Source organism: Allobosea sp. UNC402CLCol, assembly GCF_000745475.1.
Classification (GTDB): Bacteria; Pseudomonadota; Alphaproteobacteria; order Rhizobiales; family Beijerinckiaceae; genus Allobosea; species Allobosea spartocytisi.
The window spans coordinates 991,173-1,015,366 of record NZ_JQJJ01000009.1 but is presented as its reverse complement, the minus strand read 5'-3'; the positions used below and the strand labels follow the sequence as shown (position 1 = coordinate 1,015,366).

22 protein-coding genes and 2 pseudogenes are annotated in these 24,194 nt (G+C 64.5%); 9 read left to right on the top strand and 15 right to left on the bottom strand.

The window, feature by feature from the left end; all coding sequences use genetic code 11:
• Together GY40_RS27955 and GY40_RS12025 are read left to right on the top strand one after the other, a co-directional pair.
• A pseudogene (locus tag GY40_RS27955) lies at positions 1-271 on the top strand (hypothetical protein); the annotation flags it as partial.
• A gap of 303 nt (positions 272-574) precedes the next feature.
• Positions 575-1,159: pseudogene (locus tag GY40_RS12025) on the top strand (UdgX family uracil-DNA binding protein); the annotation flags it as partial.
• Here GY40_RS12025 and GY40_RS26565 read toward each other — a convergent pair.
• Both GY40_RS26565 and GY40_RS27550 read right to left on the bottom strand, forming a co-directional pair.
• The gene (locus GY40_RS26565; protein WP_051987818.1) at positions 1,132-1,848 is read right to left on the bottom strand and encodes a Crp/Fnr family transcriptional regulator; all 717 of its coding nucleotides are present in this window, start codon (positions 1,846-1,848) and stop codon (positions 1,132-1,134) included. The pseudogene GY40_RS12025 and the gene GY40_RS26565 sit on opposite strands and share 28 nt — an antisense overlap.
• An 87-nt stretch (positions 1,849-1,935) precedes the next feature.
• Positions 1,936-2,103, bottom strand: coding sequence for a hypothetical protein (locus GY40_RS27550; RefSeq protein WP_156115929.1), 168 nt, complete (start codon positions 2,101-2,103; stop codon positions 1,936-1,938).
• 112 nt (positions 2,104-2,215) lie between these two features.
• On the opposite strand from GY40_RS27550, the gene GY40_RS12015 reads away from it, so the two are divergent.
• The gene (locus GY40_RS12015) at positions 2,216-3,136 is read left to right on the top strand and encodes a DUF72 domain-containing protein (RefSeq protein WP_038362143.1); all 921 of its coding nucleotides are present in this window, start codon (positions 2,216-2,218) and stop codon (positions 3,134-3,136) included.
• Positions 3,137-3,601: 465 nt separating this feature from the next.
• On the opposite strand, the gene GY40_RS12010 is transcribed toward GY40_RS12015, so the two are convergent.
• Together GY40_RS12010 and GY40_RS12005 are read right to left on the bottom strand one after the other, a co-directional pair.
• A complete protein-coding gene (locus GY40_RS12010; protein ID WP_156115928.1) occupies positions 3,602-5,419 on the bottom strand; it encodes an ABC transporter ATP-binding protein/permease in 1,818 nt (605 codons plus the stop codon).
• Positions 5,420-5,698: 279 nt separating this feature from the next.
• Positions 5,699-5,998: a hypothetical protein gene (locus GY40_RS12005; RefSeq protein ID WP_133561480.1), complete on the bottom strand. Its 300-nt coding sequence runs from the start codon at positions 5,996-5,998 to the stop codon at positions 5,699-5,701.
• A 231-nt stretch (positions 5,999-6,229) separates the two neighbouring features.
• Between GY40_RS12005 and GY40_RS12000 the strand changes: the two genes are divergently transcribed.
• Positions 6,230-6,496, top strand: coding sequence for a hypothetical protein (locus tag GY40_RS12000; RefSeq protein ID WP_038362140.1), 267 nt, complete (start codon positions 6,230-6,232; stop codon positions 6,494-6,496).
• Between the two features lie 639 nt (positions 6,497-7,135).
• On the opposite strand, the gene GY40_RS11995 is transcribed toward GY40_RS12000, so the two are convergent.
• Positions 7,136-7,612 carry a hypothetical protein gene (locus tag GY40_RS11995; RefSeq protein WP_038362139.1) on the bottom strand — a complete coding sequence of 159 codons (477 nt, stop codon included), beginning with the start codon at positions 7,610-7,612 and terminating at the stop codon, positions 7,136-7,138.
• Positions 7,613-7,696: 84 nt separating this feature from the next.
• Positions 7,697-7,984: a hypothetical protein gene (locus tag GY40_RS27545; protein ID WP_156115927.1), complete on the bottom strand. Its 288-nt coding sequence runs from the start codon at positions 7,982-7,984 to the stop codon at positions 7,697-7,699.
• Between the two features lie 292 nt (positions 7,985-8,276).
• Here GY40_RS27545 and GY40_RS11990 point away from each other — a divergent pair, with 292 nt between their 5' ends.
• From GY40_RS11990 to GY40_RS11975, 4 genes are all read left to right on the top strand, one after another.
• Positions 8,277-9,263, top strand: a complete 987-nt coding sequence (locus GY40_RS11990) for a PAS domain S-box protein (protein ID WP_197062733.1) — start codon at positions 8,277-8,279, stop codon at positions 9,261-9,263.
• A gap of 195 nt (positions 9,264-9,458) precedes the next feature.
• The gene (locus GY40_RS11985; RefSeq protein ID WP_038362138.1) at positions 9,459-10,337 is read left to right on the top strand and encodes a LysR substrate-binding domain-containing protein; all 879 of its coding nucleotides are present in this window, start codon (positions 9,459-9,461) and stop codon (positions 10,335-10,337) included.
• A 93-nt stretch (positions 10,338-10,430) separates the two neighbouring features.
• Positions 10,431-11,615 carry a cystathionine beta-lyase gene (gene metC, locus GY40_RS11980; protein ID WP_038362137.1) on the top strand — a complete coding sequence of 395 codons (1,185 nt, stop codon included), beginning with the start codon at positions 10,431-10,433 and terminating at the stop codon, positions 11,613-11,615.
• Positions 11,616-11,731: 116 nt separating this feature from the next.
• On the top strand, positions 11,732-12,754 hold the full coding sequence (locus GY40_RS11975) for an amino acid ABC transporter substrate-binding protein (protein ID WP_038362632.1): 1,023 nt from the start codon (positions 11,732-11,734) through the stop codon (positions 12,752-12,754).
• A 9-nt stretch (positions 12,755-12,763) separates the two neighbouring features.
• On the opposite strand, the gene GY40_RS11970 is transcribed toward GY40_RS11975, so the two are convergent.
• From GY40_RS11970 to GY40_RS11930, 9 genes are all read right to left on the bottom strand, one after another.
• Complete coding sequence (locus GY40_RS11970) at positions 12,764-13,009, bottom strand: ATP-binding cassette domain-containing protein (protein WP_051987812.1); 246 nt, start codon at positions 13,007-13,009, stop codon at positions 12,764-12,766.
• 248 nt (positions 13,010-13,257) lie between these two features.
• A complete protein-coding gene (locus GY40_RS11965; RefSeq protein ID WP_038362135.1) occupies positions 13,258-13,812 on the bottom strand; it encodes a carboxymuconolactone decarboxylase family protein in 555 nt (184 codons plus the stop codon).
• A 17-nt stretch (positions 13,813-13,829) separates the two neighbouring features.
• Positions 13,830-14,693: a carbon-nitrogen hydrolase family protein gene (locus tag GY40_RS11960; protein WP_038362134.1), complete on the bottom strand. Its 864-nt coding sequence runs from the start codon at positions 14,691-14,693 to the stop codon at positions 13,830-13,832.
• Positions 14,690-16,363: an ABC transporter ATP-binding protein gene (locus GY40_RS11955; RefSeq protein WP_038362132.1), complete on the bottom strand. Its 1,674-nt coding sequence runs from the start codon at positions 16,361-16,363 to the stop codon at positions 14,690-14,692. Before GY40_RS11955 ends, GY40_RS11960 begins: the two co-directional genes overlap by 4 nt.
• Positions 16,360-17,232, bottom strand: coding sequence for an ABC transporter permease (locus GY40_RS11950; RefSeq protein ID WP_038362130.1), 873 nt, complete (start codon positions 17,230-17,232; stop codon positions 16,360-16,362). Before GY40_RS11950 ends, GY40_RS11955 begins: the two co-directional genes overlap by 4 nt.
• Positions 17,229-18,173, bottom strand: a complete 945-nt coding sequence (locus GY40_RS11945; protein ID WP_038362128.1) for an ABC transporter permease — start codon at positions 18,171-18,173, stop codon at positions 17,229-17,231. The genes GY40_RS11950 and GY40_RS11945 overlap by 4 nt, the downstream gene beginning before the upstream one ends.
• Before the next feature lie 83 nt (positions 18,174-18,256).
• A complete protein-coding gene (locus GY40_RS11940; RefSeq protein WP_038362126.1) occupies positions 18,257-19,837 on the bottom strand; it encodes an ABC transporter substrate-binding protein in 1,581 nt (526 codons plus the stop codon).
• Positions 19,838-19,879: 42 nt separating this feature from the next.
• Positions 19,880-21,349, bottom strand: coding sequence for a M81 family metallopeptidase (locus GY40_RS11935; protein WP_038362124.1), 1,470 nt, complete (start codon positions 21,347-21,349; stop codon positions 19,880-19,882).
• An 8-nt stretch (positions 21,350-21,357) separates the two neighbouring features.
• Positions 21,358-22,683 (bottom strand): aspartate aminotransferase family protein, encoded by a 1,326-nt coding sequence (locus tag GY40_RS11930; protein ID WP_038362630.1) that lies wholly within the window; start codon positions 22,681-22,683, stop codon positions 21,358-21,360.
• A gap of 239 nt (positions 22,684-22,922) precedes the next feature.
• On the opposite strand from GY40_RS11930, the gene GY40_RS11925 reads away from it, so the two are divergent.
• Positions 22,923-23,813: a MurR/RpiR family transcriptional regulator gene (locus GY40_RS11925; RefSeq protein ID WP_038362122.1), complete on the top strand. Its 891-nt coding sequence runs from the start codon at positions 22,923-22,925 to the stop codon at positions 23,811-23,813.
• Positions 23,814-24,194: the final 381 nt, after the last annotated feature.

The following is a 24,194-nucleotide window of genomic DNA, read 5'->3' as shown; positions in this document are numbered from 1 at the left end:
GGGCGATCGGGATTATCTCGCCTCGCGGCTGGCCGCGCGTTCCGGCATCAGCGAACAGGATGCGCAGAAGCGCATCGATGACGCCTATGCCCGGCTGTCGCAAGCCAAGGAAACCGCCAAGCAAGCGGCCGAGCGCGCACGCAAGATCGCGGTTCTGACGGCGTTCCTGACGGCCGCCGCATTGCTCGTCGGAGCTGCAGCCGCCTCGTGGGCCGCCACATTGGGCGGGGAACATCGGGACGAGAACCTTCGGGTCGAGCCGACGCTGTGATCGGCCCCTGGATCATGGAATTTCTCTTGTTCGGCCCGCCTCGGCGGGCCGAAGCTTTTTCACCTCACCCTGAACCGATCGCAGCAGGTCAGCGTTGCTCCGGACGGCCCCACGGTCTCAAGACCCTCCCGAATTTGTTCGATGAACATCATGACGATCTCCTTTGGTGGAATCGCGCCCCGTCCATCGCGGCTCGGCCCCGAGTGATCGAGGACGACGATCCTTTTCGCTCCCGGCGCGTTTCCCTCACGATGCAGGAGATCGCCCATGCCCCCCACCGATGAAGCAATCTCCGAAACCATCCGGAACGTCACGAGTCTGGAAGAACTCAACGCTGCCATCACGGCGTCCGGCCCGCTCGTTCCCGGCGCAACCCGGGCCGTCCTCGGAGAAGGCCCCGAGGGCGCGGCCATCGCCTTCGTCGGCGAGCAGCCCGGCGATCAGGAGGACCGGCAGGGCCGCCCTTTCGTCGGCCCTGCCGGCCAACTGCTCGACCGGGCCCTCAACGAAGCCGGTATCGACCGGCGCTCCAGCTACCTGACCAATGCCGTCAAGCACTTCAAGTTCGAGCAGCGCGGCAAGCGGCGGATACACCAGCGGCCGACAACCGGGGAGGTCAGGCACTATCGCTGGTGGCTCGAGCGTGAGCTGGATTTCGTGAACCCGCATCTCGTCGTCGCCTTGGGTGCAACCGCCGTCCTGGCCTTGGCCGGGAAGGCCTTGCCGATCTCGCGCAATCGCGGCGCGACCCATTTCGGGGAGCGGCTGGGCTTCATCACGGTTCACCCCTCCTTCCTGTTGCGACTGCCGCAGGAAAAGGATCGAACACAGGCTTACGACGCATTTGTCGCTGATCTCCGTCAGATCCGAAAACTCGCATCCGCTTGAAATCCGCCATTTGCCGAATGGTGCCGGTCAGGAGAGCGTGACTGTGAAAAGGCGGCAAGCCCCTTGCTGTCGATGATCTGGATGCGCGCTCGCGACAAGCGGATCAGGCGCTCACCCTCGATGACATGGAGCGCGACCGTCACACCGGACCGGCGCACGCCCAGCGTATGGGCGAGATCGTGATGAGTGATCGGAATGATGTCGCTGGCCAGGGTCTCGCCGCAGCGGTTGATCCAATGCGCCACGCGCCGCTCCAGCGACAGCGCCACCGTGCGAGCCGCTTCGTCGAGGTAACGGCCAGCGGCGCGCAGGGCATGAAACATCAACCGTGCGCGTAACCCGCCATCCTCGCGCAGGAGACGCCGCAAGGTCTGGGGAGCCACACAGATGAAGTTGCCGGATTTCAGGACCTTCGCGGACATATCCGCGAACTCCGGAACGAACAGCCTCTGGATGCCGATAGCATCGCCGCGGCTGCCGAAGCCGATCTGAAATCTCGTCTGCCCGCGCTGAAGCATCAGGGTCGTGATGCCGTCGATCGGGAAATAGACGGCATCGTCGAGCGGAAGCTCAGCACCGGCCTCGAAGCGGACACGTCGCGCCACCGGCGCCAGCAGAACATCCAGGCTTCGTTGCCGCGTCTCATCGATCTCGGCGCTTCGGGAGCTTTCCCGATCGCGGGCATTCATAGGCGCCTCCGTTGGGAAGCGGCAGCGTCACCGGAACGAGACCCGATGGCACTCACATGGGTTAGGTAGCAAAACCGGTTCGGCCGCTCATCCCGGCGGCTTCGCGATGCAGAATAAACGCAGCGCGAAACGAATAGGTTCAATCGTCCGGTCTAAGCTTTCGGACAGGCCCAGGCGAAGCGCATAGACAGTCTTTCCGTGCGGGTTGCGGACCGAGACGCCGATCGGCCGGCTGCCGCCATCATCCCGGATCATGTCGCGAACCGCCCGTCTTCACAGGGTGCCGGAATCCAGTCCCTGATTGGCCGCGAACGAAACCGTCGCCGCGACGTTGGCTGGAAACCAGCACCAGCGGGAGCAGCGTTCGATGCGGAAGAAGGACCGGCAGGAGAAGAATATCCGGATCGGGCTATCCGGCTGGACCTATGCTCCCTGGCGCGGGCATTTCTATCCGAAGGGACTGGTGCAGAAGCGGGAGCTGTCCTTCGCGGCCGATCGGTTTCCGGCGCTGGAGGTCAACGGCACCTTCTACGGTCTGCAGAAGCCTGAGGTGTTCGAGCGTTGGGCGCAGGCCGTACCGGACGATTTCCTGTTCGCGATCAAAGGCTCACGCTACATCACCCATGTCCTGCGCCTGAGACAGATCGCAACGCCGCTGAGCAACTTCATGGCATCCGGCCTGCTTCGTCTCGGCCCCAAGCTCGGGCCGCTACTCTGGCAATTCCCGCCAAGCTTTGGTTTCGACGCCGCAGTCATTGAGGATTTCCTGAAGCTGCTCCCGAAGAACACACAGGAAGCAGCCGCGCTCGCCCGTCGGCACGACATGCATCTCGATGGCCGAGCCTGGGTCGAAACCGATGCGAAACGTCCGCTGCGACATGCGATCGAGATCAGGCATGACAGCTTTCGCGATCCCGTCTTCGTCGATCTGTTGCGCCGCTACGGGGTTGCGCTGGTCTGCGCGGACACGGCCGACTGGCCGCGCCTCATGGATCTGACCGCTGATTTCGTCTATTGCCGGCTGCACGGCTCCAAGGAACTCTATCGATCCCGTTACGACGAACCTGACCTCGAGCGCTGGGCTGCGCGCATTCGGGCCTGGCGTTCAGGACAAGCGATGCGAGACGGCGATTTCGCGGGCGATCCGAAAAACGCCACCGATGAGCCGCGCGACGTCTTTCTGTTCTTCGACAACACCGACAAACGTCATGCGCCGCAGGACGCCGCCACTTTGATGCACATGCTGAAGCTCAACTGGCCGGAAGGCGCAAAACGCGATGCGGCGTGACAGCGATGAGCTGCCCGCCGCTTGTAGAATCGCAGCACTCCCGACGGCGCCTACCGCCTTGGACGGAATATGCTCTGGCAACCAGATCGACGATGTTGCCGAGCTGGCGGTTACTCCGAGGGGTTTCCTGCCGCGGCACACCGGATTCGCAGATTCAATCGCGACCTTCCCAACGCGCTGCGCGGCGATCCGTACGGGTGAATTCCCGCTTCAGCCAGCAAATCGAGGCCACCACCACCAGCGAGATCCTGGCACAGTGGCGGTAGCGGGTGGTTCGACGCGAGAGCGGGCCGGCCATTGGCCTGCCGCCATGACCGATACTCGGACCACGTCGCCAACCGCCTGGAGCAAGAGCGGCTCGACGACGCGCCATTCGAAGTCGGTCAGATCATATCGGCTCGTCTCAATGCTGCGCGCGCCGGCTGACAACTTCGACCTTGCCAGCGATCATGAAGACCAAGCGATTTAGTTTGGGTCCGTGGTCGAAGTCCGATCGTCATTGCCAGCTTTTCGGCCACGCAACAGTCGCCACAGGGATTTCGATATGCGCCGCGTCGTCACGCGGGCGCCGGCCTCCCGTCGCTCAAGCAGCACCTTGCGATCGTGAAATTCCTCGAGCTCTGCGCGATGGCCCACGCTGATGATGGTGGCATAAGCAAGTTCGCTCTCGAAAAGCGCGAGTAGCGAGTCCTGGCTCTCATCGTCGAGCGCGGACGTGGCTTCATCCATCACGATGATGTCCGGCTTCTGGATCAGAAGGCGCGCGAAGGCTATCCGCTGGCGTTCGCCGCCGGACAGGATCCGGTCCCAATCTTCGACCGCTCCAAGCCTGCGAGCGAGATGTGGCAAGCCGCATCGTTCGAGCGCTGCCAGGATGATACCGTCCTCGATCGACGCGTCGGCGGCGGGATAGAGCAGGACCGACCGCAATGAGCCCTTCGGCAGATATGGCTTCTGCGGCAGAAACGCGATCGACTTGTCAGGAGGCACCGCGATCGAGCCAGCGCCCCACGGCCACAGACCTGCCAGCGCCCGGATGAGGGTGCTCTTCCCGGATCCGCTTTCGCCGGCGATGAGCACCTTGTCGCCCGGGGCGATGGCGACTGTTGCATCAGCGATGACGATCCGCCCATTGCTATGCGCCACCGACAGATTTTCGATGTGAATGCTGTCATCGCCGCTTTCGGTGATGGAGATGTGCTTTCCATCCTCCATCTCCGCCCCGACATCGAGGCCCTGCAACTCCTCGACCAGTTCGTCCACCCGCGTCACGGAGGCAAACCATTCGGCGAGTCGCACGATGTTGTCGACGAACCAGATGAGCGCCGCCTGAACCGCGCTGAACGCGGCAACGACCTGCACGACGGCCCCCAGCGACACTGAACCAGACAGGTATTTCGGTGCGATCAACAGCAGGGGAACGACTGGAAAAAGCGCGCTGTTCGTATTCAGCACCAGCGCGATCAGCCCCTGCTGCCTCACGATCCTCAGCCAGGTTCGGACGACCCGCCCATAACCCTTGTGAATCGCCGTCAGCTCGTCAGCATCTCCCCCGATCAAGGCGATACTTTCGGCATTCTCGCGAAGCCGCGTCATATCGGCCCGAAAGCGGGCTTCCATCTCGTTCTTTGCCGCAACCCGCCGCACCAGAGGGTGGCCCGCGACATAGGCTGCGAGCGTTGCAAGCCCCGCATAGAGGATTGCAGCCAGGGCCATGTAGAACGGCACGAAAACGGTATGGCCCATGATCGTCAATTCGGCAGAGCCCGCGACTTGCCAGAGCACGGTTGCAAAAGTGGCGGCGGTGACGAATGCCGTGAGCAAACCGATCGTCATCTCGACGAGTGGCTCTATCGCGAGGCGCACATCCTCGGCGATCCGGTATTCCGGTGCGGATTTGATCTGGCTGAGGAGACTGAGCCGATAGTAGCGCTGGTCGGCGATCCACCAGCCTGAAATGAGCCGTGTCAGATGCTCGCGCCACCGGACCTGCAGCAACATGCGACTGACGACCAGCGCTGACATCGACAGGGACGTCGCGGCAAGAAGCACGGGCAGCCAGGCTGCGGTGCTCCACACCAGCGCGACGTCGCGCTGGCCCAGCGCGTCGAAGAACCAACGATTCCACAGGTTCATCGCGAACGCTGCAGCCGTCTGCGCTGCCACGAACGCTAACACGGCTATGGTCAGTATCCATGCCCGCCCGCGGGTCTCGCCGGTCCAGAACCGGAACGCGACGGAGAAGAACTCCCTGAAACGGGATCTCACGGGCACATCGGCCATAATCTGGGAACTCTCCCCCTCGCGCCCCAAGATCCTGCCCAAGGCATGGCTGAAACGACCAGGCTCGATTTACGTTCCAAGGGGCAGGACCGAGGCGCGCTCGCAAGCTGGCGAGAAAGGTCCCTGCGGAAGTGATGCCGGGGATGTCGACCCCGAAGGCGGACGTCGCCGCCTGGTAAAATCGCCAGCAAGGCAGGCGTGATTGGCAGCTCTCACATGCTGCCCGGTGAAAAGCGCGTCGGTCGAGAGACTTGCCTTGGTGATACTAGGCTTTTTGTTTCAGGCGACGTCGTGGCAGTGCCGCGCCAGCTCCTCGACATATTGCCGGCGCATCTCGGCGGTGTTGGGAAGGGATCGCTCTTCGAGCCAGGCGAGAAAATCATCGGGTCGAATGGTGACGATCTCCAGAGCCCTGCCGCGAGCCAGCCAGGCATTCATCACGGCAACAGCATTGCGGTGCCATTCCTCGTAATCGGCCGGCATTTGATCGCGGTCATGTGCCAAGTCCCAGAGGCGATGGAAGTCCTCTCGCTCATACCAGGGCAATGCAACCGTGTAGGCCTCAAATGTCGGTTTCATGTCCCCTCCAAGCTCCGGGATCGATCTCCGCGTGACTCACGTGCAGGAAGTCAATGCCAGCAGGCTACCTCGCCCCTCGGGCGTGATCCAGGAAAAACGAGATTAATCAGCATGTTAACCCGCTCAATTGGCGCTGTTCGAGACAGGGCCGCGAAACAAGGTCTTTGAAACAAAATGGCAGGTTGTGCATTTTACCCATATCGCGACGGTTGAGGTGAATGAGTAACCGCCATGACGGAGACCACGAGCAAGGGCAATGAACTGACGCGCGGCGAGCGCCTTCAGATCATGATCGATCAGGAAGAGCTGCAGGCTCTGGAGGATTTCCGCTTTGACAATCGGATGCCCAGCCGTGCCGCGGCGATCAGGGAGCTCCTGCGCCGGGGGTTGGCCGCGACGGGCTACGACCTCGATGGCAAGCGAAGAGCTTCGAGCGAATATGGCGTGACCCGCAGCTCCTCGAAAAGCCAAGGCGAGGCCGGCCAGCCCGAGGATTGAAGCCCGCAGCTGTCGAAAGGCACATCAACCGACATCGATAGGAGGTCGAGACGCCGGGACGATTGCCGGTGTCATGGCGGCATAAGCTGCCAAAATGACCACAATTCCGATGACGGCAAGCCATATCCAGAACTCGAGAGGGGGGCGACGGCGGCGCTGCATGTCCTGGTAATCTGTCTTCAGCTCGATTGTTCCGCGCCTTCTAAGCCCCAGCCTTCAGCGCAGCGTGCCGATCGATCTGAGCGCGCAGGCGTGCCGGCCGGAGGACGGAACAGGTTTTGAAGCGCTCGCGTTGCCTGTCCATTCGATCCACGCGATGCGAGGTCAAGATGAAACTCCCGATTCTCGCCCTTGGCGTGTTTGCGATCCTTGGGCCGGGACCGCTCGAGGCTGATGCGCAAACCCGCCCGAGCCCGCCGAAAGAAGAGCCAGGCCCAGGATCCGTCACGCAAGAAGGCACGGGGTCCAGCCCGACAGGTCGCTCCCCCTCGATAGACCAAAACAGGTCGGTGCCATCGACGACTGAGAGCCAGGACAACAAGAGCTATGGACGGGAAACCGATGCAGCGGGACAAGCTTTGGAACAGGGCAAACCCCGTCCGTCGCCCTAAGGCGTCTTATCCAAATGCGGCGACAGATTTAGCGGCGCCGTCCGATCGCGTCCTTCAAGAGGCTCTGCACAGCGTCGGCGTTGGCTTTTGGTCCCTTCATTCCAACGGCGATATAGTCGTTCCCTACTATCGCTCCGGCTTGCCACTCGCCGCCCATCTTCCTCCCCATGATCTCCATGACCGGTGAGCGAGCGACATAGGCCTTAGCACCGATTCCGGGGACCGATCGAAATCCTTCCCAGCTTTCGAAGCCCCAGGCCTTTAGCTGGAGGGCGTTACCCGCCGGGAAAACACTGACGCTCATCTTGTTATCAGCGTCTTCATTGGACCAAGAACAGCCAGAAGCGCCGGGAATGAGGCTGCTTTCGCCCTCCCCTACAGTTGCGCCCACGTAAGCCGAGGCCTCTTTCTGTGTGAACAATTTGCAGAGAGGGTTCTCCGCCGCTTGCGCCGGAGCGATCGCAGCAGAGGCAATCAGCAATGCGAAAAGGGCGAGCCAGCGCATGATTGAGCCTCCCAATCCTCTGCGATCGAGGCTAGCGCCTTCGCCTTGTCGCGTCTTACTGCATATGGAGGATGGCGCGGTCCTTCATGCTGCGATCCCCTCGCTGCGCCCCACGGTGACAACAATCAGCCGGCTGACAAGCGTCGCATAGGAACCGCTGCCGACTTTCAGCGTTCGTAGTCGTCCGATTTGGAAAACGATAATGGCGCAAGAATTGACTGTGCTTCGTATCGACGCGGAGTGGGGCTTTCGCGATGTAAGGGTCAGGCTTATGGCCTCTAGGCCGGCATTGAAGGGGTCGTCGAGATGGCGCGACGTATGGCACGCCGCATCGGTAGCCAGCTTGTCCTTGGCAGAGAGGCCGAAGAGCATTTGAGGGCGGCATCGGCTGCGCCATCGCTTGACTTGCCACAGCAGAACAGACCCAATCGGCGGAGCAGCCTTCGCGCCTCAGTGGCGCGCTTGGCGCGCGCGGGGGACAGGATATAGAGCCAAAGGCTACGCACTCTGCGAAGCAGATGGCGGTTTGAGAGAGGCTGAGCGCATGGCCGGCTTGGGCGAGCTTCAAAAATGCGGCGCTGGAACTTCACCTTCGTCGACAACTGAAAGAAACCCGGAAGATAGGCCCAGGTCAGAAGCGAGCCGGGCACCCCTGATGCAGGGGATGCCTGACATCGCAAATGCGCCGGATCCTCGCGATTGGCTCGCGGCCATCATCGACGGTTCCGAAGACGCTATCGTCAGCAAGAATCTCAACGGGATCATCCAGAGCTGGAATCCGGGCGCAACACGGCTCTTCGGCTATGCCGCCGACGAGGTCATCGGCAAGTCGATCACGATTCTGATCCCACAGGACCGCCTGGATGAGGAGCCGTTGATCCTTGCCCAAATCCAGAGCGGCAAGCGCGTGGAGCATTTCGAGACCAAGCGCCGCCGGAAGGATGGCTCGCTGGTGGACATTTCGCTGACCATCTCGCCCATTCGCAACGAGAACGGCGTCATCGTCGGCGCATCCAAAATTGCGCGCGACATCACCGAGAAGCGCGCGGCACAGGAGCAGCAGCAGCTTCTGATGGGTGAGATGCGCCATCGGGTGAAGAACCTGTTCGCACTGGCCAAGGCCATCGTTGCGATCAGCGCGAAGACGTCGGCGAACCAGGGCGACATCATCGCGGACGTGCAAGCCAGATTGTCCTCGTTAGCGCGCGCGCATGATCTGATCATGTCGGACCGATTGCTCGGTCCGGAAAACGAGCAGCATGTAGGACTGCTGACACTCGTCCGGACGATCCTCGAACCCTATGCCACGGACGACCGCATCAGCGTTCGCGGCAATGATTGCGATGTCGACGGAAAGTCAGTCACCAATCTGGCGTTGCTGCTGCACGAGTTGGCGACGAACGCTGCCAAGCACGGATCGCTTTCAACCGAGACGGGGCGGCTTGAGGTTGAGGTCTCCGCCGACGATGATCGGACACGCATCCTTTGGCGAGAAACAGGTGGCCCCCTGCCCGCGCCTGGCAGGGCCGGATTCGGCAGTCGCCTCGAAGGAGGACTTGCCAGCGCGCTGAACGCGACGGTGGAGCGTGATTGGCAACCGACAGGGCTGGTAGCGTCAATTGCCATCTCTCGGGCTGCGATGAGCGCCTGACCCGGAAAGTCGGTTTTGCCATCCAGAGGCGCCCGCATGATTATTCTCGAGTGACGCGCCAGGCTTGCTGTTCGCTTATGGCGCAACGCACCCAGACCGGCCTCCGGCGCTTGCCACCCCGGTCGTCATTTTGAGTGTCCGCTTGAGGAAGCTATGCAGTAGCAGCGACGCATCGGTGCGCGGGGCGAACCCAACTTGAACAGCCGTCAAATCGAAGTGTTCGCCGCTGTCATGAAAGCAGGCACGGTTTCTCGGGCGGCAGAAATCCTTGGGGTGACGCAGCCTGGCGTCAGCCGCCTGATCGCGGAGCTCGAACGATCCCTCGGCTTCGCCTTGTTCGACCGGGTGCGCAATCGCATCGTCCCCACGCCTGAAGGACGAACGTTTTTCGCGGAGGTTGAGGCCAATTTCCGGGGGATGGATCGCCTGCGTGCCAGCGCGGCCCGGATTCGCGACTATGGTGCCGGCCAGCTCCGGGTCGCCACGCTGTCGGCGCTGAGCTCCTCGATCGTTCCCAATGCCGTGCTGCGGTTCCGCAACCTGCGCCCCGACGCGACGGTAACCCTTATGGTGCTGCCGTCACGCGATGTCCGGGATGGAGTAGCGTCCGGGATCTACGACATCGGCCTGGCCGCCGACGAGATCGATGTCACTGGCGTGGTCCACCAGGTGTTCGTGCAACCGCGAGCGTTGTGCGCTATGCCGCTCGGCCATCCGCTGGCGACGCGCGAGACGATCGGCCCACACGACCTCTCGGGCGTGGATTTCGTCGCCTATGTGCCGGAGGATCGCGCGCGGCAACGTTTCGACATGATCCTGTCCGAGGCCGGCGCGGCCCCGCCGCGCGTGGTGGTCGAAACGATCTATGCCGCAACGGTCTGCGCACTGGTGGCCCAGGGCGTCGGCGTCGGACTAATCAGCCCTTATGCGATTGCCGGCCACGACCAGAGCCAGCTCGTGCTGCGCCCCTTCGAGCCCGCCGTGCAGAGCCGCAGCCTGCTGATCCTGCCGCCGGACAAGCCGAAGTCGCAGCTGGTACGCGACTTCATCGACTGCCTGATGGCAGCGCGCTGAGAGGCATAACGATGAGGCATCGTTCCATGCCCGCTGCATGATTGCCTGCCTCGCCGCCCGTCCCGACTATGACGGCAGCAAGGAAAAACGACCATGCACGACCTCACGCTCTGCGTTCATCATCCGGCGGTCAATGAGGAGGGTTACGCCTCGCTCGCCGTGCCGACACACCGGGCCTCCACCATCGTCTATCCCGATGGGGCGAGCTTCATGGCCCGCAAATATCGCGGTTTCGACGGCTATACCTACGGGCTGCACGGCACGCCGACGACCCGCACGCTGGAAGCGCAACTGACACAGTTGCACGACGGGGTTCGCACAGTGCTCGTCCCCTCCGGCCAGGCCGCCGTCACCGTCGTCATGCTGTCGGTGCTGATGCCGGGCGACAAGGTCTTGGTCCCGGACCATGTCTATCCCCCGGTGCGAAGCTTCTGCGCCGAGTATCTGGCGCCGCGCGGCATCGCCTATGACGTCTACGACCCGCTCATCGGTGCCGGCATCGCTGATCTCATCGACGAGACCGTCAAGCTGGTCTGGGTCGAGTCGCCCGGCTCGAACACGATGGAGGTGCAGGATGTGCCCGCCATCGCCGCCGCCGCCAAGGCCAAGGGCACGCTGGTCGGCTGCGACAACACCTGGGCGACCCCGCTGATCTTCAAGCCGCTTGAGCACGGCGCTGATTTCGCCTGCGAGGCGCTGACCAAATATGTCGGCGGACATTCCGATCTGCTGCTCGGCTCCATTACGGTCAAGGACATGGCGCTGCGCCAGAAGATGAAGGAGATCCTGCGCGGCTTCGGCATCGGCGTCTCACCGGACGAGTGCCAGCTCGCCTTGCGCGGCATCGAGACCATGGGCCTGCGCGTCGCCCATATGGGCAAGGTCTCGGAGGACTTCGCCCACCGACTGATGGATCACCCGATGGTCGAGCGCGTGCTGCATCCGGCTTTGCCCTCCTGCCCGGGGCACGACATCTGGAAGCGCGACATGGGACGCTCCTCGGGCCTGTTCAGCCTCGTGCTGAAACCGGTCGACGACGAGGCCATGAGCGCCGCGCTGAGCGCGCTGCGCGTCTTCGCGATCGGTGCTTCCTGGGGCGGCACACGCAGCCTCGTCGCGCCGCAAGCGGTCGCGCCGGACAGGACCGCGACGGCATGGACCGCGAAAGGACCCCTCCTGCGGGTCAGCATCGGCCTCGAAGAGCCTGATGAGTTGTGGGCCGATCTGAGCCGGCTGCTTTCGGTGCTCGGACAGGCCCCCGCGAACAGGGCGGCCTGACAGGAGGCAGCATCAAGACTGCGATGACACAAACACGGCGCGAGCCTCGCGCCGTGATGGGGAGGCTTTGCCCGAAGACGGCCTATCAAACACCAAAAAGGAAGGGGAAATCGATGATGAAACTGCTCCAGGCGGCAACGGTGCTGGCTCTTCTGGCTCCGTTCTGCGGACCCGCTGCAGCTCAGTCCAGCCAAACCCTGGCGAAGATCCGGGAGCGTGGCGAATTGATCTGCGGCAGCAGTCCCGGTGTCGCCGGCTTTTCGATCCAGGATGGCAACGGACGATGGAACGGCTTCGACACCGACATCTGTCGTGCGCTCGCAGTTGCCATCTTCAACGACCAGAACAAGGTCAAATTCATTCCGCTGAGTTCCAAGGATCGATTGATCGCGCTGCAAGCAGGCGAGATCGACGTGTTGCCGCGCACCACGACCTGGACCTTGTCGCGCAACCTTAGTCAGGGCGTCACCTTCACCACCGTCAACTACTATGACGGGCAAGGGTTTATGGTCGCGAAGAAGCTCGGTGTCACCAGCGCCAGCAAGCTGGACGGCGCTTCGATCTGCGTAGCACAGGGCACGACGAGCGAACTCAATCTCGCGGACTATTTCCGGCGCAACAAGATGAAATACGAGGTTGCCGCCTTCGGGACCTCGGAGGAAGCGCTGAAGGCCTACGAGTCGGGGCGCTGTGACGCCTACACCACCGACATCTCGGCCCTCTCCGCGGTCCGGCTCAAATTGCAGGACATGGACAATCACGTCATCCTGCCCGAGGTGATTTCGAAAGAGCCGCTCGGCCCATGGGTTCGAACGGGAGACGAAGGCTGGTTCAACCTGGTGCGCTTCACCGTCTTCGCTTTGATCAATGCCGAAGAACTCGGTGTGACGAAGGCCAACGTCAAGGAAATGCTCAAATCCGACAACCCTGAGATCAAGCGCTTCCTCGGCCTGGAAGGAAAGTTTGGCGAAGGGCTGGGCCTCACCAATGATTGGACCGTGCGCATGATTACAACGGTCGGCAATTACGGCGAGAGCTTCGAGCGCCATCTCGGCAAGGGATCGCAGCTCAAGCTGGAGCGTGGCCCTAATGCCCTCTGGACGAATGGCGGCCTACAGTATTCGCCGCCCTTCCGGTGAAGCACACTGTCAGACCGCCCTCGGCGGCGTAACCGTGGCGGAGCCGTCCGGCGCCGAGGCTAACGCGGCCTCGACGCCGAAAACATCCGCGCTCATGTCAGTCCTGATCACCACGTCCGGCCCACTGTGGCAGATCAGTCGGCCGCCGCGCTTTACCGCGATCCTGTCGGAAAAGCGGGTGGCGATGTTCAGATCGTGGAGGACGACGACGGTGGTCAGCGCGCGCTCGCGCGTTAGGCGGCGACCGATCTGCATGCCCCCCAGTTGATGCCGGACGTCCAGGGCACTGACCGGCTCGGCGAGGCCCCGAGGCGATCGCGGAACGGATCGTGGCATGGGCCAAGTAGCGGATCAGTCGTCGAGGACGAAGTCAGACTTGGGTTGGGAAGGACCTCCGCTTTGTGGTCTGGCAAAAGTCCGCTTCGCGGCGATGGTCCAATGTCCGCTGCTGGCGCTTGTCGGCGGAACGAATCCCGCTTGCGTCGAGCGGCAATCTTCTGCGTTTAGCGGTCGGCAGTGGCGGCCAGCGGCTTTTCGGACATCTCGGTCGTGATCGCCTCATCGATCGGCGTCTCATAGGTCATCAGCATGTAGCCGAGCACCGAATAGAAGCCGACCGTTGCCATCAGGTCGAACACCGCCTCGCGTCCGATCGCCGCGGCGAGCTCCGCTTCGAGCGACAGCGACAGGCGCTTGTCGTCGAAGAGCGCATCGACCGCGCGTACGATCAGCCCGTCCTCGCCTTCCGGCTGGCCCCGCAGCGCCGCGATGCGGGCATCGCTCATGCCGAGCGCCCGCGCCCTGCTGACATGATGCGCCCATTCATAGGGCGAGCCCATGCGATGCGCCGCGCGCAGGATCACCACCTCCGAACGCACCGGCCCGAGCGCGCTGTCCTTGACGATATGCTGGCGCAAGGGCGCCCAGGCCTTCAGCAAGGCCGGATGATGCGCCATCGTCCGGTAGACATTGAGCGCGCCGGCAAAGCCGGTCTTCATCTCGGCGATCGTCTCGGGCCAGTCGGCATCGCTGATCGGCGGGCAGGGAGAGGTCGTCATCGGCTGTCTCGCGGAGGTCAGGCGTTGAGGTATTTGGCGTAGAGGGCCGGCACGCGATCAGCCCAGATGCCGGTGAAGCTGCGATAGCGCGCGACCTCGGCGAGGTCGACCTCGACCCGCAGCACGTCCTCGCGATCATGATCGAGCGCGCCGAGCACGCGGCCATCCGGCGCCACCGCGCAGGAGCGGCCGAAGAAACGCTGCCCGCCGCGGCTGCCGCTGCGGTTGCAGCTCAGGAAGAAGACGCCGTTCTCGGTGGCCCGCGTATAGGCGCGGTGGATGAAGAGCCCCTCGTCGGTCACCGGCGCATTCTCCGCCCCGAACGAAGCCCAGACCGAGGTCACGATGCTCGCGCCCTGCAAGGCGAGGATGCGGGTGATCTCGGGGAAGCGGATATCGTAGCAGACCTGCATGCCGAGCCGCGTGCCGAAGACCGGGTAGGTGTCGATGCTGTCGCCGCCAGTGAAGAACAGCTTCTCGTTCTGCCACTGGTGAATCTTGGTGTAGTCGCCGAGCACGCCCTCCGGGCCGATCAAGAGCGAGGCATTGCGCATCACGCCGGCGCGCAGGCGATCGCGCAGCCCGAGGCCGATGACGATATGTACGCGGTGCCGCGCGGCGAGTGCAACAAGCGCCCTCACCTCCTCGCCATCCGGCGCGGCGCAGGCCTCGTAGAGCGCCGCTCCGAAATGAGGGACGTCGCTGACGAGCGCCCCGCCCGGCACCAGTGGCTCGACATAGCCGGTGTTGGCGAGTTCGGGGAACAGGATGAGCTGGGCGCCTTTCGCCGCCTCGGCCGCGACGAAGTCGTGGATGCGGCGGAAGTTCTCGGCCGGCGCCAAAGACTGGACGTCGAGCTGGACGAGGCTGGCGGCAATCATGCGTCGGCTCCGGCGATGCGGCGCCCCGTGGCGAAATCCCAGTCTCGCCCCGGCGCCGCGTTGATCAAGGCCCGTGTATACTCATGGCGCGGCCGCGCCAGCACTTCGGCGGCCGGCCCGTCCTCGACGACACGGCCGCGCTGCATCACCATCACCTCGTCGCAGATCTGGGCGGCGACGCGCAGGTCATGGGTGATGAACAGCACGGCGAGATTGCGCCGTTGCTGGATCTCGGCCAGCAGTGCGAGCACCTGCGCCTGCACGGAGACGTCGAGCGCCGAGACGGCCTCGTCCGCGACAATGACCTCGGGCTCCATCATCAGGGCGCGCGCGATGGCGATGCGCTGGCGTTGGCCGCCGGAGAACTGATGGGGAAAGCGTTCGAGGCTTGTGCTGGGCAGGCCGACCACCTCGAGCAATTCGCCCGCGCGCTTCAGCGCAGAGCCGCGCTCCTCGCCGAGATTGAGCGGCCCCTCGATCAGGCTCTCGCCGATGCACAGGCGCGGATTGAGCGAGCGATTGGGGTCCTGGAACACCATCTGCACGCGCCGCCGCGCCGGGGCCAGCGCCTTCTGGCCCTGGAGCGGGGCGATGTCCTGGCCGTTGACCCGGATCTCGCCGCCGGTCGGATGTTCCAGGCGCATCAGGCAGCGCGCGACCGTCGACTTGCCCGAGCCGCTTTCGCCGACGATGCCGAGCGTGCGCCCACGCTCCAGCCTGAAGCTGACATCGTTCACGGCGCGTACGGTGCGGATATCCCGCCCCATCAGCTTCCCAAGCAGAGAACCGAAGCTGAAGGTCTTTTCGAGATTGCGGATCTCGACCACGGCCTCGGCCTGCTTCGCCGCAGCACGAGGAGCGCGAGGCACCAGCGACGGCACGGCCCGCAGCAGGTCGCGCGTGTAATCCTCGCGCGGCCGGCTGAGCACCTGCTCGACCGGGCCGGTCTCGACGATCTCGCCCCGGCGCATCACGCAGACCCGGTCGGCGATGTCGACGACCACGCCCATGTCATGGGTGATGAACAGGACGGCGGTGTTCTGCTTGTCCTGCAACTCGCGGATCAGGCTGAGAATTTGCTTCTGCGTGGTGACGTCGAGCGCGGTGGTCGGCTCGTCGGCGATCAGGAGCTTCGGCTTCAAGGCGAGCGCCATCGCGATCATCACGCGCTGGCGCTGTCCGCCCGAGAGCTGATGCGGATAGCTGTCATAGATCCGCGCCGGATCGGGCAGGTGCACGGCCTCGAAGGCGGCGAGCGCGGCCTCACGGCGCTCCTTCGGCCGCATCTTCGTATGGGCCCAGTAGACCTCGTCCATCTGCAGCCCGATGGTCAGCACCGGATTCAGCGCCGTCATCGGCTCCTGGAAGATCATCGCCATCTCGGCGCCGCGCAGCGCCTTTGTGCGGGACGGCGTCGCGGTCAGAATGTCCTCGCCGTTAAGCAGCACCGCGCCGCCCGTGGCCCGCAACTCGTCGCGCGGCAGGAGGTCCATCGTCACCAGCGAGGTCACCGACTTGCCGGAGCCGGATTCGCCGACGAGGCAAAGCGTCTCGCCCGGCATGATGTCGAAGCTGATGCCCTTCAGAATCTCGCTGGGCTCGCGGCCGCGCGTCGCGACCTTGAGGTCGCGGATCGAGAGCACCGGCTGGCTGGAGGATGTCGTCGTCATGGGGCTCTCCCCTGCATCTTCGGGTCGAGCCGGTCGCGCAGCGCGTCGCCCAGCAGGTTGATCGACAGGATGCAGGCCGACAGCACGATCGCCGGCCAGAACACCAGCCAGTGGTTGATCGCGAAATAGAGCCGCCCCTCGGCCATGATGTTGCCCCAGCTCGGGATCTCCGTGCCGATGCCGACGCCGAGGAAGGACAAAGCCGCCTCCGTCAGGATGGCGGAGGCATACATATAGGTGCCCTGCACGATCAGCGGGGCGATCGTCGTCGGCAGCAGATGCTTCCAGATCAGCTTGGCAGGCGGCGTGCCGAGCAGCATCGCCGCATCGACATAGGTCTCCTCGCGGGCGGCGATGACGCGCGCGCGGACCAGCCGGACGACCTGCGGAATCGCCGGGATCATGATCGCGATGATGACGGTGGTGAGCCCGCCGCGGACCAGCGCGACGATGGCGATGGCGAGCAGGATGCCAGGGATCGCCATCAGCCCGTCCATCATCCGCATCAGCACGCCGTCGACGCTGCGGTACCAGCCAGCGATCAGACCGAGCGGAAGGCCGATCACGATGGCGCCGATGGCGACGCCGGCCCCCACCAGCAGCGAGACCCGCGCGCCATAGACCACGCGCGAAAAGAGGTCGCGGCCGAAGCTGTCGGTGCCCAGCCAGTAGAGGTTCGAGGAAGGCTTGAGCCGCATCGCCGCGTTGAGCTTGGTCGGCTCGAAATTCGCGATGAACGGCGCGAAGACAGCCATCGCAACGACGATGATGAGGACGAGAATGGCGAGCACCGTCGTCCAGTGCGGCGGGTTTCGGAGCAGGCGGCGGCGCGGGAGGCCGCCTTGCGCGGGGTTCGATGCGGCGCTCATTGGTAGCGGATCCTCGGGTCGCTCAGCGCGTAGGAGAGATCGATCAGCAGGTTGATCAGCACATAGGTTCCGGCCGTCAGCAGGATGATCGCCTGGATCAGCGGGTAGTCGCGGGCGAGCACGCCGTCGACGACCAGCCGTCCGAGACCGGGGATGTTGAAGACCGTCTCGGTGACGACGACGCCGGAGACCATCATGGCAAAGCCGGTTCCGACCACAGTGAGGATCGGGATTGCGGCGTTGCGCAGGGCGTGGCGGAACAGGACGATGCGCTCGCCCAACCCTTTCGCCCGCGCCGTGCGGACATAATCCTCGCGCAGCACTTCCAGCATCGAGGCTCGCGTCATCCGCGAGACCAGCGCGATGTAGAAGAAGGAAAGTGCCAGCCCCGGCAGCAGGACGCGGTGGAGGAACTGGCCGAAGCCCTCGGCGAGCGGCTTGTAGCCCTGCACCGGGAACCATTTCAGGTCCACCGCGAAGACCGCGATCAGCACATAGCCGATCACGAAGATCGGGACGGAGAAGCCGACGACCGAGAGCGCCATGACGAAGCGGTCGACCATGCCGCCATGGCGCCAGGCGGCGAGCACGCCGAGCGGCAGCGAGATGACGACCGTGAAGATCATCGCCATCACCGCGAGCGCCAGTGTCGGGCCGATGCGCTGGCCGATCATCTCCAGAACCGGGCGCTGCGAGATCAGCGAATGCCCGAAATCGCCCTGCGCCATGCCGCCGAGCCAGGTGGCGAACTGGCCGGCGAGCGGCTTGTCGAGGCCGAGATTCTCACGGATCGCGGCAAGCTGGGCCGGCGTCGCCTGATCGCCGGCAATGGCCTGGGCCGGGTCGCCCGGCGTCAGGCGCAGCAACAGGAAGACGAACAGCGCCACGAAGAACATGACGGGGATCGCCATCGCCAGCCTGCGCAGGAAGTAGGAAGCCATGTGGTGCTCCGCGCCTGGGCGCTGGCCGGACAGCCAGCGCTCGGTCAAGCCAGCCGGGCGGCAATGCCGCCCGGTTCGCGAGGTTACTTGCTCACGCCCCAGAACAGGGTGAGCGGGCCGGGCTGGAGGTTCTTCAGCTTGGCGCTCCAGGCGGCGACGGACTGGAACTCGCCGGCATTGAAATAGAAGCCCTCGTCATAGGCGATCTGCTGGATCTCGCGGGCGATTGTCTTCTGTTCGTCGAGCGTCGGCGCGGTGAGGAAGGCAGCGCGCAGTTCCTCGACGCGGGCGCTTTTCGGCCAGCCCGACCACGCCGTCTCCGCGCCCGAGCCGTCGAGCAGGGCATGCACGGTCGGGTTCCAGATGCCGGAGACGCCCCAATAGGTGAACAGCATGTTCCAGCCGCCCTGTGCCACGGGTTGCGTGCTGTTCTTGCGCGACTGCAGCGTCGCCCAATCCATCGCGGCGACATCGACCTTGAAGCCGGCCTCGCGCAGGCGCTCGGCCGCGACGATCGGCTGGGTCGACAGGATCGTCAGGTCCGTCGGCTGCATCATCAGCACCGGCGTGCCGTCATAGCCGGAGGCCTTCAGCAGCTCCTTCGCCTTGGCCATGCGCTCCTTGGCGCTGCCTTTGAGATATTCCGAGCCGGCATCCGAGGCGAGCGGCACGTCGCAGCCATAGACCGAGGCGCAGAGCTTGTAATACTGGCTGTCGCCGATCGCGGTCTGCATCAGCTGCTCTTGGTCGAGCGCATACATCGCCGCCTGGCGGACCTTGGGATTGTCGAAGGGCGGCAGGCGATGATTGAAGCGGCCGGTGACCTGGCTGCCCAGCGCATTGATCGCGCCGGTCTTGATCTCGTCATTGGCCTTGAGCAGCGGCAGGAGATCGATCGTCACCTGCTCGATCAGGTCGACATCGCCGGACTGCAATGCATTGATCGAGGTCTGCATGTCCGGCATCGCCTTCCACACGACCTTGTCGACATTCACGGTCTTGCCGCCGGCGGTCCAGCTCATCGGCTCGGCGCGCGGCTTGTAGTCGGTGTTCTTGACATAGACGGCCTGATCGCCGGGACGATACTGGGCCGCGACGAACTTGAACGGGCCGGAGCCGACCATCTCCGTCACCTGCTGGCCGGCAGGCGTCTCGGCGAGACGCTTCGGCATCATGAAGGGCGGCACCGGCGAGGGCTTCGCCAGCAGTTCCAGCACCTGGCCGAAGGGCTTCGCCAGCTTGATGACGAGCACCTTGTCGGAGGTCGCCTCGATCGAGGCGACGGAGCCCATCATCGTGCGCCCGGCGCCGTCATTGGCGGCCCAGCGCTTCAGCGAGGCGACGCAATCGGCCGCGGTCACCGGCGTACCGTCATGCCATTTCAAGCCGTCGCGCAAGGTGAAGGTATAGGTCATCTTGTCGGCTGAGACGGCGTAGTCGGCCATCTGCGGCTGCGGGTTGTACTTGGCATCCATGCCGAGCAGCGTGTCGAACACCATGAAGCCATGGGTGCGCACGATCTGGGCGGTGCTCAGGATCGGATCGAGCGACCTGAGCGGCGCCTGCATGACGACATTGAGCGTCGTCTCGGCAAAAGCCGGCAATGCGTGAAGGGAGCCGGCGAGCAGCGCCGCAGCCCCGAAAGTCCTGAACCGAAACGTCATTGTTATCCCCTCGTTTTTGGTTGCTTGGATTGGCGCGTGTCGTCAGGCGGGAGCGTCGCTCCACGGATAGGCGCGTGCCGTGTCGAGCTGGCGGTACGGGATCAGCCTGACATTGGCAGGGCCCAGATCGGGCGTGTCGACCACCAGGATGCGGTCGGCCAGCGGCTCGTAGTAGTCGCGGAAATGCGTCTTCGAGCGCAGCAGGATGACGTCGTAATCTTCTGGTCGCTCGCCGAAGATGAAGAATGGGTCGCCATCGACGGCGAAGGCGAAATGCGAGACCACGGAGATCCGGACCGCGCCGATCTGGAGGAGTGCCGTCAGCCCGAGATCGACGAAGGAACCGCGCTGGTAGCGGCCGGAGACGTTGAAGGATTTCGGCCCCGACCAGAGGACGCGTGCCACGACCTCGACCGGCCCACCAGTCTCCCGCGCCGTCTTGCCGGCGAGCGCGACCGTGATCTCGGCGCCCTCGCCCGCTGCATTGGCCTGCGCGGCCGTCTCGGGGTCGAGCAGGAAAGGCACGTTGACCCTCCCGACATCGCGACCGAGCAAAGCCCGCAGCAGATGGGTGGAATCGTTCATCCGATCGGCATGCTCGAGCAGCACGATCGGCCGGCCCGTCGCGGGACTGCGCTCGATATCGGCCAGAGCGTCCTCGACGCTCAGGATCGGGATGGCGTTGGCGATGGCCTTGCGCGCCGCGCGCAACCGGCCTGAGAAGGCCTGCGCCTTGGCCTCGGCCGCCTCCTGCCCGTCCCAGTCCAGGCAGATCACCGACATGCCGGTATTGGCGCTGTCGGCATAGGAGAAGCCGGCCATGATCGAGATGTCGCAATCGCCGTCCTGCTCGGCGGCCCGCGCCTCGGCGATGATCGAGGCCAGCGGTGCCAGCGCCGTCGCCGACATGATCGAGGGGATGACGACATCGGGCCGCGCCACCGCGAGACCCGGCCGACGCCCTTCGCGCAGGAACCGCAGCAGGGCGCGGGCCGCCCGCTCGCCGGTCTCGCCCATGTCGATATGCGGGGAATGGCGATAGGCGACGGCGATATCGGCGCCGCGCAGCGTCTCGCGATCGATATTGCCGTGATAATCGAGCGCGACGGCGATCGGCAGCGCCGGAAAGGCCGCGCGCACCGCATCGATGACATGCCGCTCGACATCGACATAGCCGGGCGCCCAGCAGGCACCGTGCAGGAACAGGATGGCGCCGTCGAGCGGGCCATTCTTGCGGAGGCCCTCAACGATCTCGCTGGTGTAGTGCGCAACCGCCTCATCCGCAGTCGGCCCGAGCGCGCCGAGCAGCGTGTGGAACAGCGGCACGAACTCCGCGGCTTCGGCCTCGCAGATCTTCAGGCAGCCGCCGGGTACAGTGTTGGTACCGCGGAACCGTTCCGTCAGCTCAGCCCCGCGCACGCAGACGCGCTCGAACTCCGCCAGCTCCACGATCTGCGGAACGGCCGTGACCGATTCGAGATTGAAGCCGGCGAAGGCGATGCGGAACGCCATGGCAGCGGTCAGACCCTGACCGCCGCGTCGATCGCGCCGCCGATCCGCTCGACGATCAGATCGATTTCCTCGGGCGTGATGATATAGGGCGGCGCCAGCAGGACATGATCGCCGATCCGCCCATCGATGGTGCCGCCCATCGGGTAGCTCATCAGGCCGCGCGCCATCGCCTCCTTCTTAATCCGGGCATGCACCTTCAGCGCCGGGGCGAAGGGCGTCTTGGTCTCCTTGTCAGCAACGATCTCGATGCCTCGGAACAGGCCGCGGCCACGGATATCGCCGACATGGGGCGACTGGCCGAGGCGAGCGTCGAGCCCGGCCTGAAGGCGTTCGCCCATCAGGCGGACGTTTTCCAGCATCTCCGGCTGCGAGATCAGCTCGACGACCTTGTTGGCCGCCGCCGCCGCCATCGGATGGCAGATATAGGTGTGGCCGTGCTGGAACAGGCCGGAACCTTCGGCGAAGGCTCGGTAGATCCTGTCCGAGAGCAGCACCGCGCCGATCGGCTGGTAGCCGCCCCCCAGCCCCTTGGCGATGGTAACGAGATCGGGCGAGATGCCCTCCTGCTCGCAGGCGAACATCGTGCCGGTGCGGCCCATGCCGCACATCACCTCGTCGAGGATCAGCAGGACGCCATATTTGTCGCAGATGCGGCGGATGCGGGCGAAATAGTCCGCGACCGGCCCGACGGCACCGAGCGTCGCGCCAACCACCGGCTCGGCGATGAAGGCGATGACCTCTTCCGCTCCGAGCTCGAGGATCTTGGCCTCCAGCTCGTCGGCAAGACGGGCGGCGTACGCCTCGGGCGTCTCGCCGGCCTTCTGGCCGCGATAGGCGTAGCAGGGCGAGACATGGTGGGTCTGCGGCAGGATCGGCTGGAACTGCGCCCGCCGCCAGGCATTGCCGCCGGCGGCCAGCGCGCCCAGCGTATTGCCGTGATAGCTCTGCCGGCGCGCGATGAAATGGCGGCGCTGTGGCTGGCCGATCTCGACGAAATACTGCCGCGCCATCTTCATGGCGGCCTCGACGGCCTCGGAGCCGCCGGAGACGAGATAGACGTAGTCGAGCCCCTCCGGCGCCAGCCCGACCAGGCGCTCGGCCAGCTCCTCTGCGACATCGGTGGTGAAGAAGGAGGTGTGGGCGTAGGCGATGCGGTCCATCTGCGCGCGCATCGCCGCCATGACCTCGGGATGGCCGTGGCCAAGACAGGAGACGGCGGCGCCGCCCGATCCGTCGATATAGCTGCGGCCATCCGCGTCGGTGATCGTGACGCCCTGCCCCGCAACCGCTTGCGGCAACCGGCCGCCGATCGAGCGATGGAGAATCCTGGTCATCTCAAGCTTCCCGGATTGGCGCGGACAGGCCGCCGCGACGCGCAGCCTCATGACACGCCTCATCGAGTGATGCAACATTTGTTTTATATGATACAAATCGGAAACGATTGACGCTAAAACTGTCGCGACGGAACAGTCCAGCGCAACGCCCTCAAAGGCTGAGGGAAAGCCGAGAAACCGTTTGAAATCCGACCGGCGCGCGGGAATGGTCGCGACGGGGCAAAGAGGGTGCGATTCAAATGTTGCAGGCGGATCCCTTGCGCGAGCGCATCGTCAGCCTCTTCGACGGCATGTCCCCGCAATTGCAGCAGGCGGCGCGTTACATCATCGAGCATCCGCAGGAGGTGGCGCTGGTCTCGATGCGCGAGCTGGCGCGCAATGCCGGTGTGCAGCCCTCGACGATGACGCGGCTCGCGAAGTTCCTGGGCCTCGCCGGTTATGACGATATCCGCGCCCATCATGCCGAGGCGATCCGCTTCCGCGTCGACGGCTTCGCGGCGCGCGCGATGAAGACCGACGAGAGCGAGCAGGACATGGCCGCCGCGCAATTGTCGCGGCGCATGCTGCAAGGGCTCGCCGCCCAGATCGCGCGCCTGTCGGAACCGGCCTCGCTGGAACGTCTCTCGGCGGCGGCCGACCGGCTGGCGCAGGCGCGCCGGATCTATGTGCTGGGCCTGCGCTCCTGCCATTCGGTCGCCTGGCATTTCCACTATGTGATGGCGCTGCTCGGGGAGAAGACGATCCATCTCGACGGGCCGGCCGACACGGTGGGCGACGGGTTGATCCGCGCCGGCGCCGAGGACGTGCTGCTCGCCATCTCGATCAATCCTTACGCGCGCCACAGCCTGGAGCTCGCCGAGCTCGCTCGCGAAAAGGGGCTCGGCATCATCGCGATCACCGACAGCGAGGTTTCGCCGCTGGTCGGCATCGCCGATCAGGCCATCCTCTGCTCCACCGAGAGCCAGAGCTTCTTTCACACGCTGGCGCCGGCGCTGGCGATCTCCGAGGTGCTCTGCGGATTGCTGGCCAACAAGGATCGCAATGCGGCGCTCGCCGCGCTCCATCGCGCCGACCGCCACCTGCTCTCGCTGAACACCTATGCGACCGCCATTCCTCGCAGAAAAATCTAGTCTTTTGGGGCGAGCGCGCCGCTAAATCTTGAAACAATCTGGCAAGATCGGTTCGAGAGCTGGAAAGAGAACCTCTGCCACGAACCTTCTCAGGGCAGCGCGGCTCATCCTCAAGCCTTTATTGTTACCGATTGGTGATGTCCGCTTCCGGGCAAAGCGCCAACTTCTGCTATTGGCGCATTTCGTCCGGACGAACGACTGACGTTTGTGACCCCTAGCCGACGTCTGGAACGTCTGCTTCAGGGCAGCCTGCTGAGGCTGGCAGTCGAGCAGCCAAGGGTGGCCCATCCCGGACGCTGGCAACGTCCGCATTCTGGGAGGCTGATCGAAAGCGGCGTGATGGCTGACCGCGGGGCTTCGTTGAGCTGCGGTATCCAATAG

Bases quoted from the DNA above. Each gene is read 5' to 3' on its own strand.
- GY40_RS26565 (WP_051987818.1), bottom strand. From the start codon at position 1,848: ATGAATGCCCGCGATCGGGAAAGCTCCCGAAGCGCCGAGATCGATGAG.
- GY40_RS27545 (WP_156115927.1), bottom strand. From the start codon at position 7,984: ATGCTCTTCGGCCTCTCTGCCAAGGACAAGCTGGCTACCGATGCGGCG.
- GY40_RS11995 (WP_038362139.1), bottom strand. From the start codon at position 7,612: ATGCGCTGGCTCGCCCTTTTCGCATTGCTGATTGCCTCTGCTGCGATC.
- GY40_RS11970 (WP_051987812.1), bottom strand. From the start codon at position 13,009: ATGCAGATCGGTCGCCGCCTAACGCGCGAGCGCGCGCTGACCACCGTC.
- GY40_RS11935 (WP_038362124.1), bottom strand. From the start codon at position 21,349: ATGGCGTTCCGCATCGCCTTCGCCGGCTTCAATCTCGAATCGGTCACG.
- GY40_RS12010 (WP_156115928.1), bottom strand. From the start codon at position 5,419: ATGGCCGATGTGCCCGTGAGATCCCGTTTCAGGGAGTTCTTCTCCGTC.
- GY40_RS11965 (WP_038362135.1), bottom strand. From the start codon at position 13,812: ATGACGACCTCTCCCTGCCCGCCGATCAGCGATGCCGACTGGCCCGAG.
- GY40_RS12005 (WP_133561480.1), bottom strand. From the start codon at position 5,998: ATGAAACCGACATTTGAGGCCTACACGGTTGCATTGCCCTGGTATGAG.
- GY40_RS11950 (WP_038362130.1), bottom strand. From the start codon at position 17,232: ATGAGCGCCGCATCGAACCCCGCGCAAGGCGGCCTCCCGCGCCGCCGC.
- GY40_RS11925 (WP_038362122.1), top strand. From the start codon at position 22,923: ATGTTGCAGGCGGATCCCTTGCGCGAGCGCATCGTCAGCCTCTTCGAC.
- GY40_RS11945 (WP_038362128.1), bottom strand. From the start codon at position 18,173: ATGGCTTCCTACTTCCTGCGCAGGCTGGCGATGGCGATCCCCGTCATG.
- GY40_RS27550 (WP_156115929.1), bottom strand. From the start codon at position 2,103: ATGATCCGGGATGATGGCGGCAGCCGGCCGATCGGCGTCTCGGTCCGC.
- metC (WP_038362137.1), top strand. From the start codon at position 10,431: ATGCACGACCTCACGCTCTGCGTTCATCATCCGGCGGTCAATGAGGAG.
- GY40_RS12015 (WP_038362143.1), top strand. From the start codon at position 2,216: ATGCGGAAGAAGGACCGGCAGGAGAAGAATATCCGGATCGGGCTATCC.
- GY40_RS12000 (WP_038362140.1), top strand. From the start codon at position 6,230: ATGACGGAGACCACGAGCAAGGGCAATGAACTGACGCGCGGCGAGCGC.
- GY40_RS11975 (WP_038362632.1), top strand. From the start codon at position 11,732: ATGAAACTGCTCCAGGCGGCAACGGTGCTGGCTCTTCTGGCTCCGTTC.
- GY40_RS11990 (WP_197062733.1), top strand. From the start codon at position 8,277: ATGCCTGACATCGCAAATGCGCCGGATCCTCGCGATTGGCTCGCGGCC.
- GY40_RS11940 (WP_038362126.1), bottom strand. From the start codon at position 19,837: ATGACGTTTCGGTTCAGGACTTTCGGGGCTGCGGCGCTGCTCGCCGGC.
- GY40_RS11960 (WP_038362134.1), bottom strand. From the start codon at position 14,693: ATGATTGCCGCCAGCCTCGTCCAGCTCGACGTCCAGTCTTTGGCGCCG.
- GY40_RS11930 (WP_038362630.1), bottom strand. From the start codon at position 22,683: ATGACCAGGATTCTCCATCGCTCGATCGGCGGCCGGTTGCCGCAAGCG.
- GY40_RS11955 (WP_038362132.1), bottom strand. From the start codon at position 16,363: ATGACGACGACATCCTCCAGCCAGCCGGTGCTCTCGATCCGCGACCTC.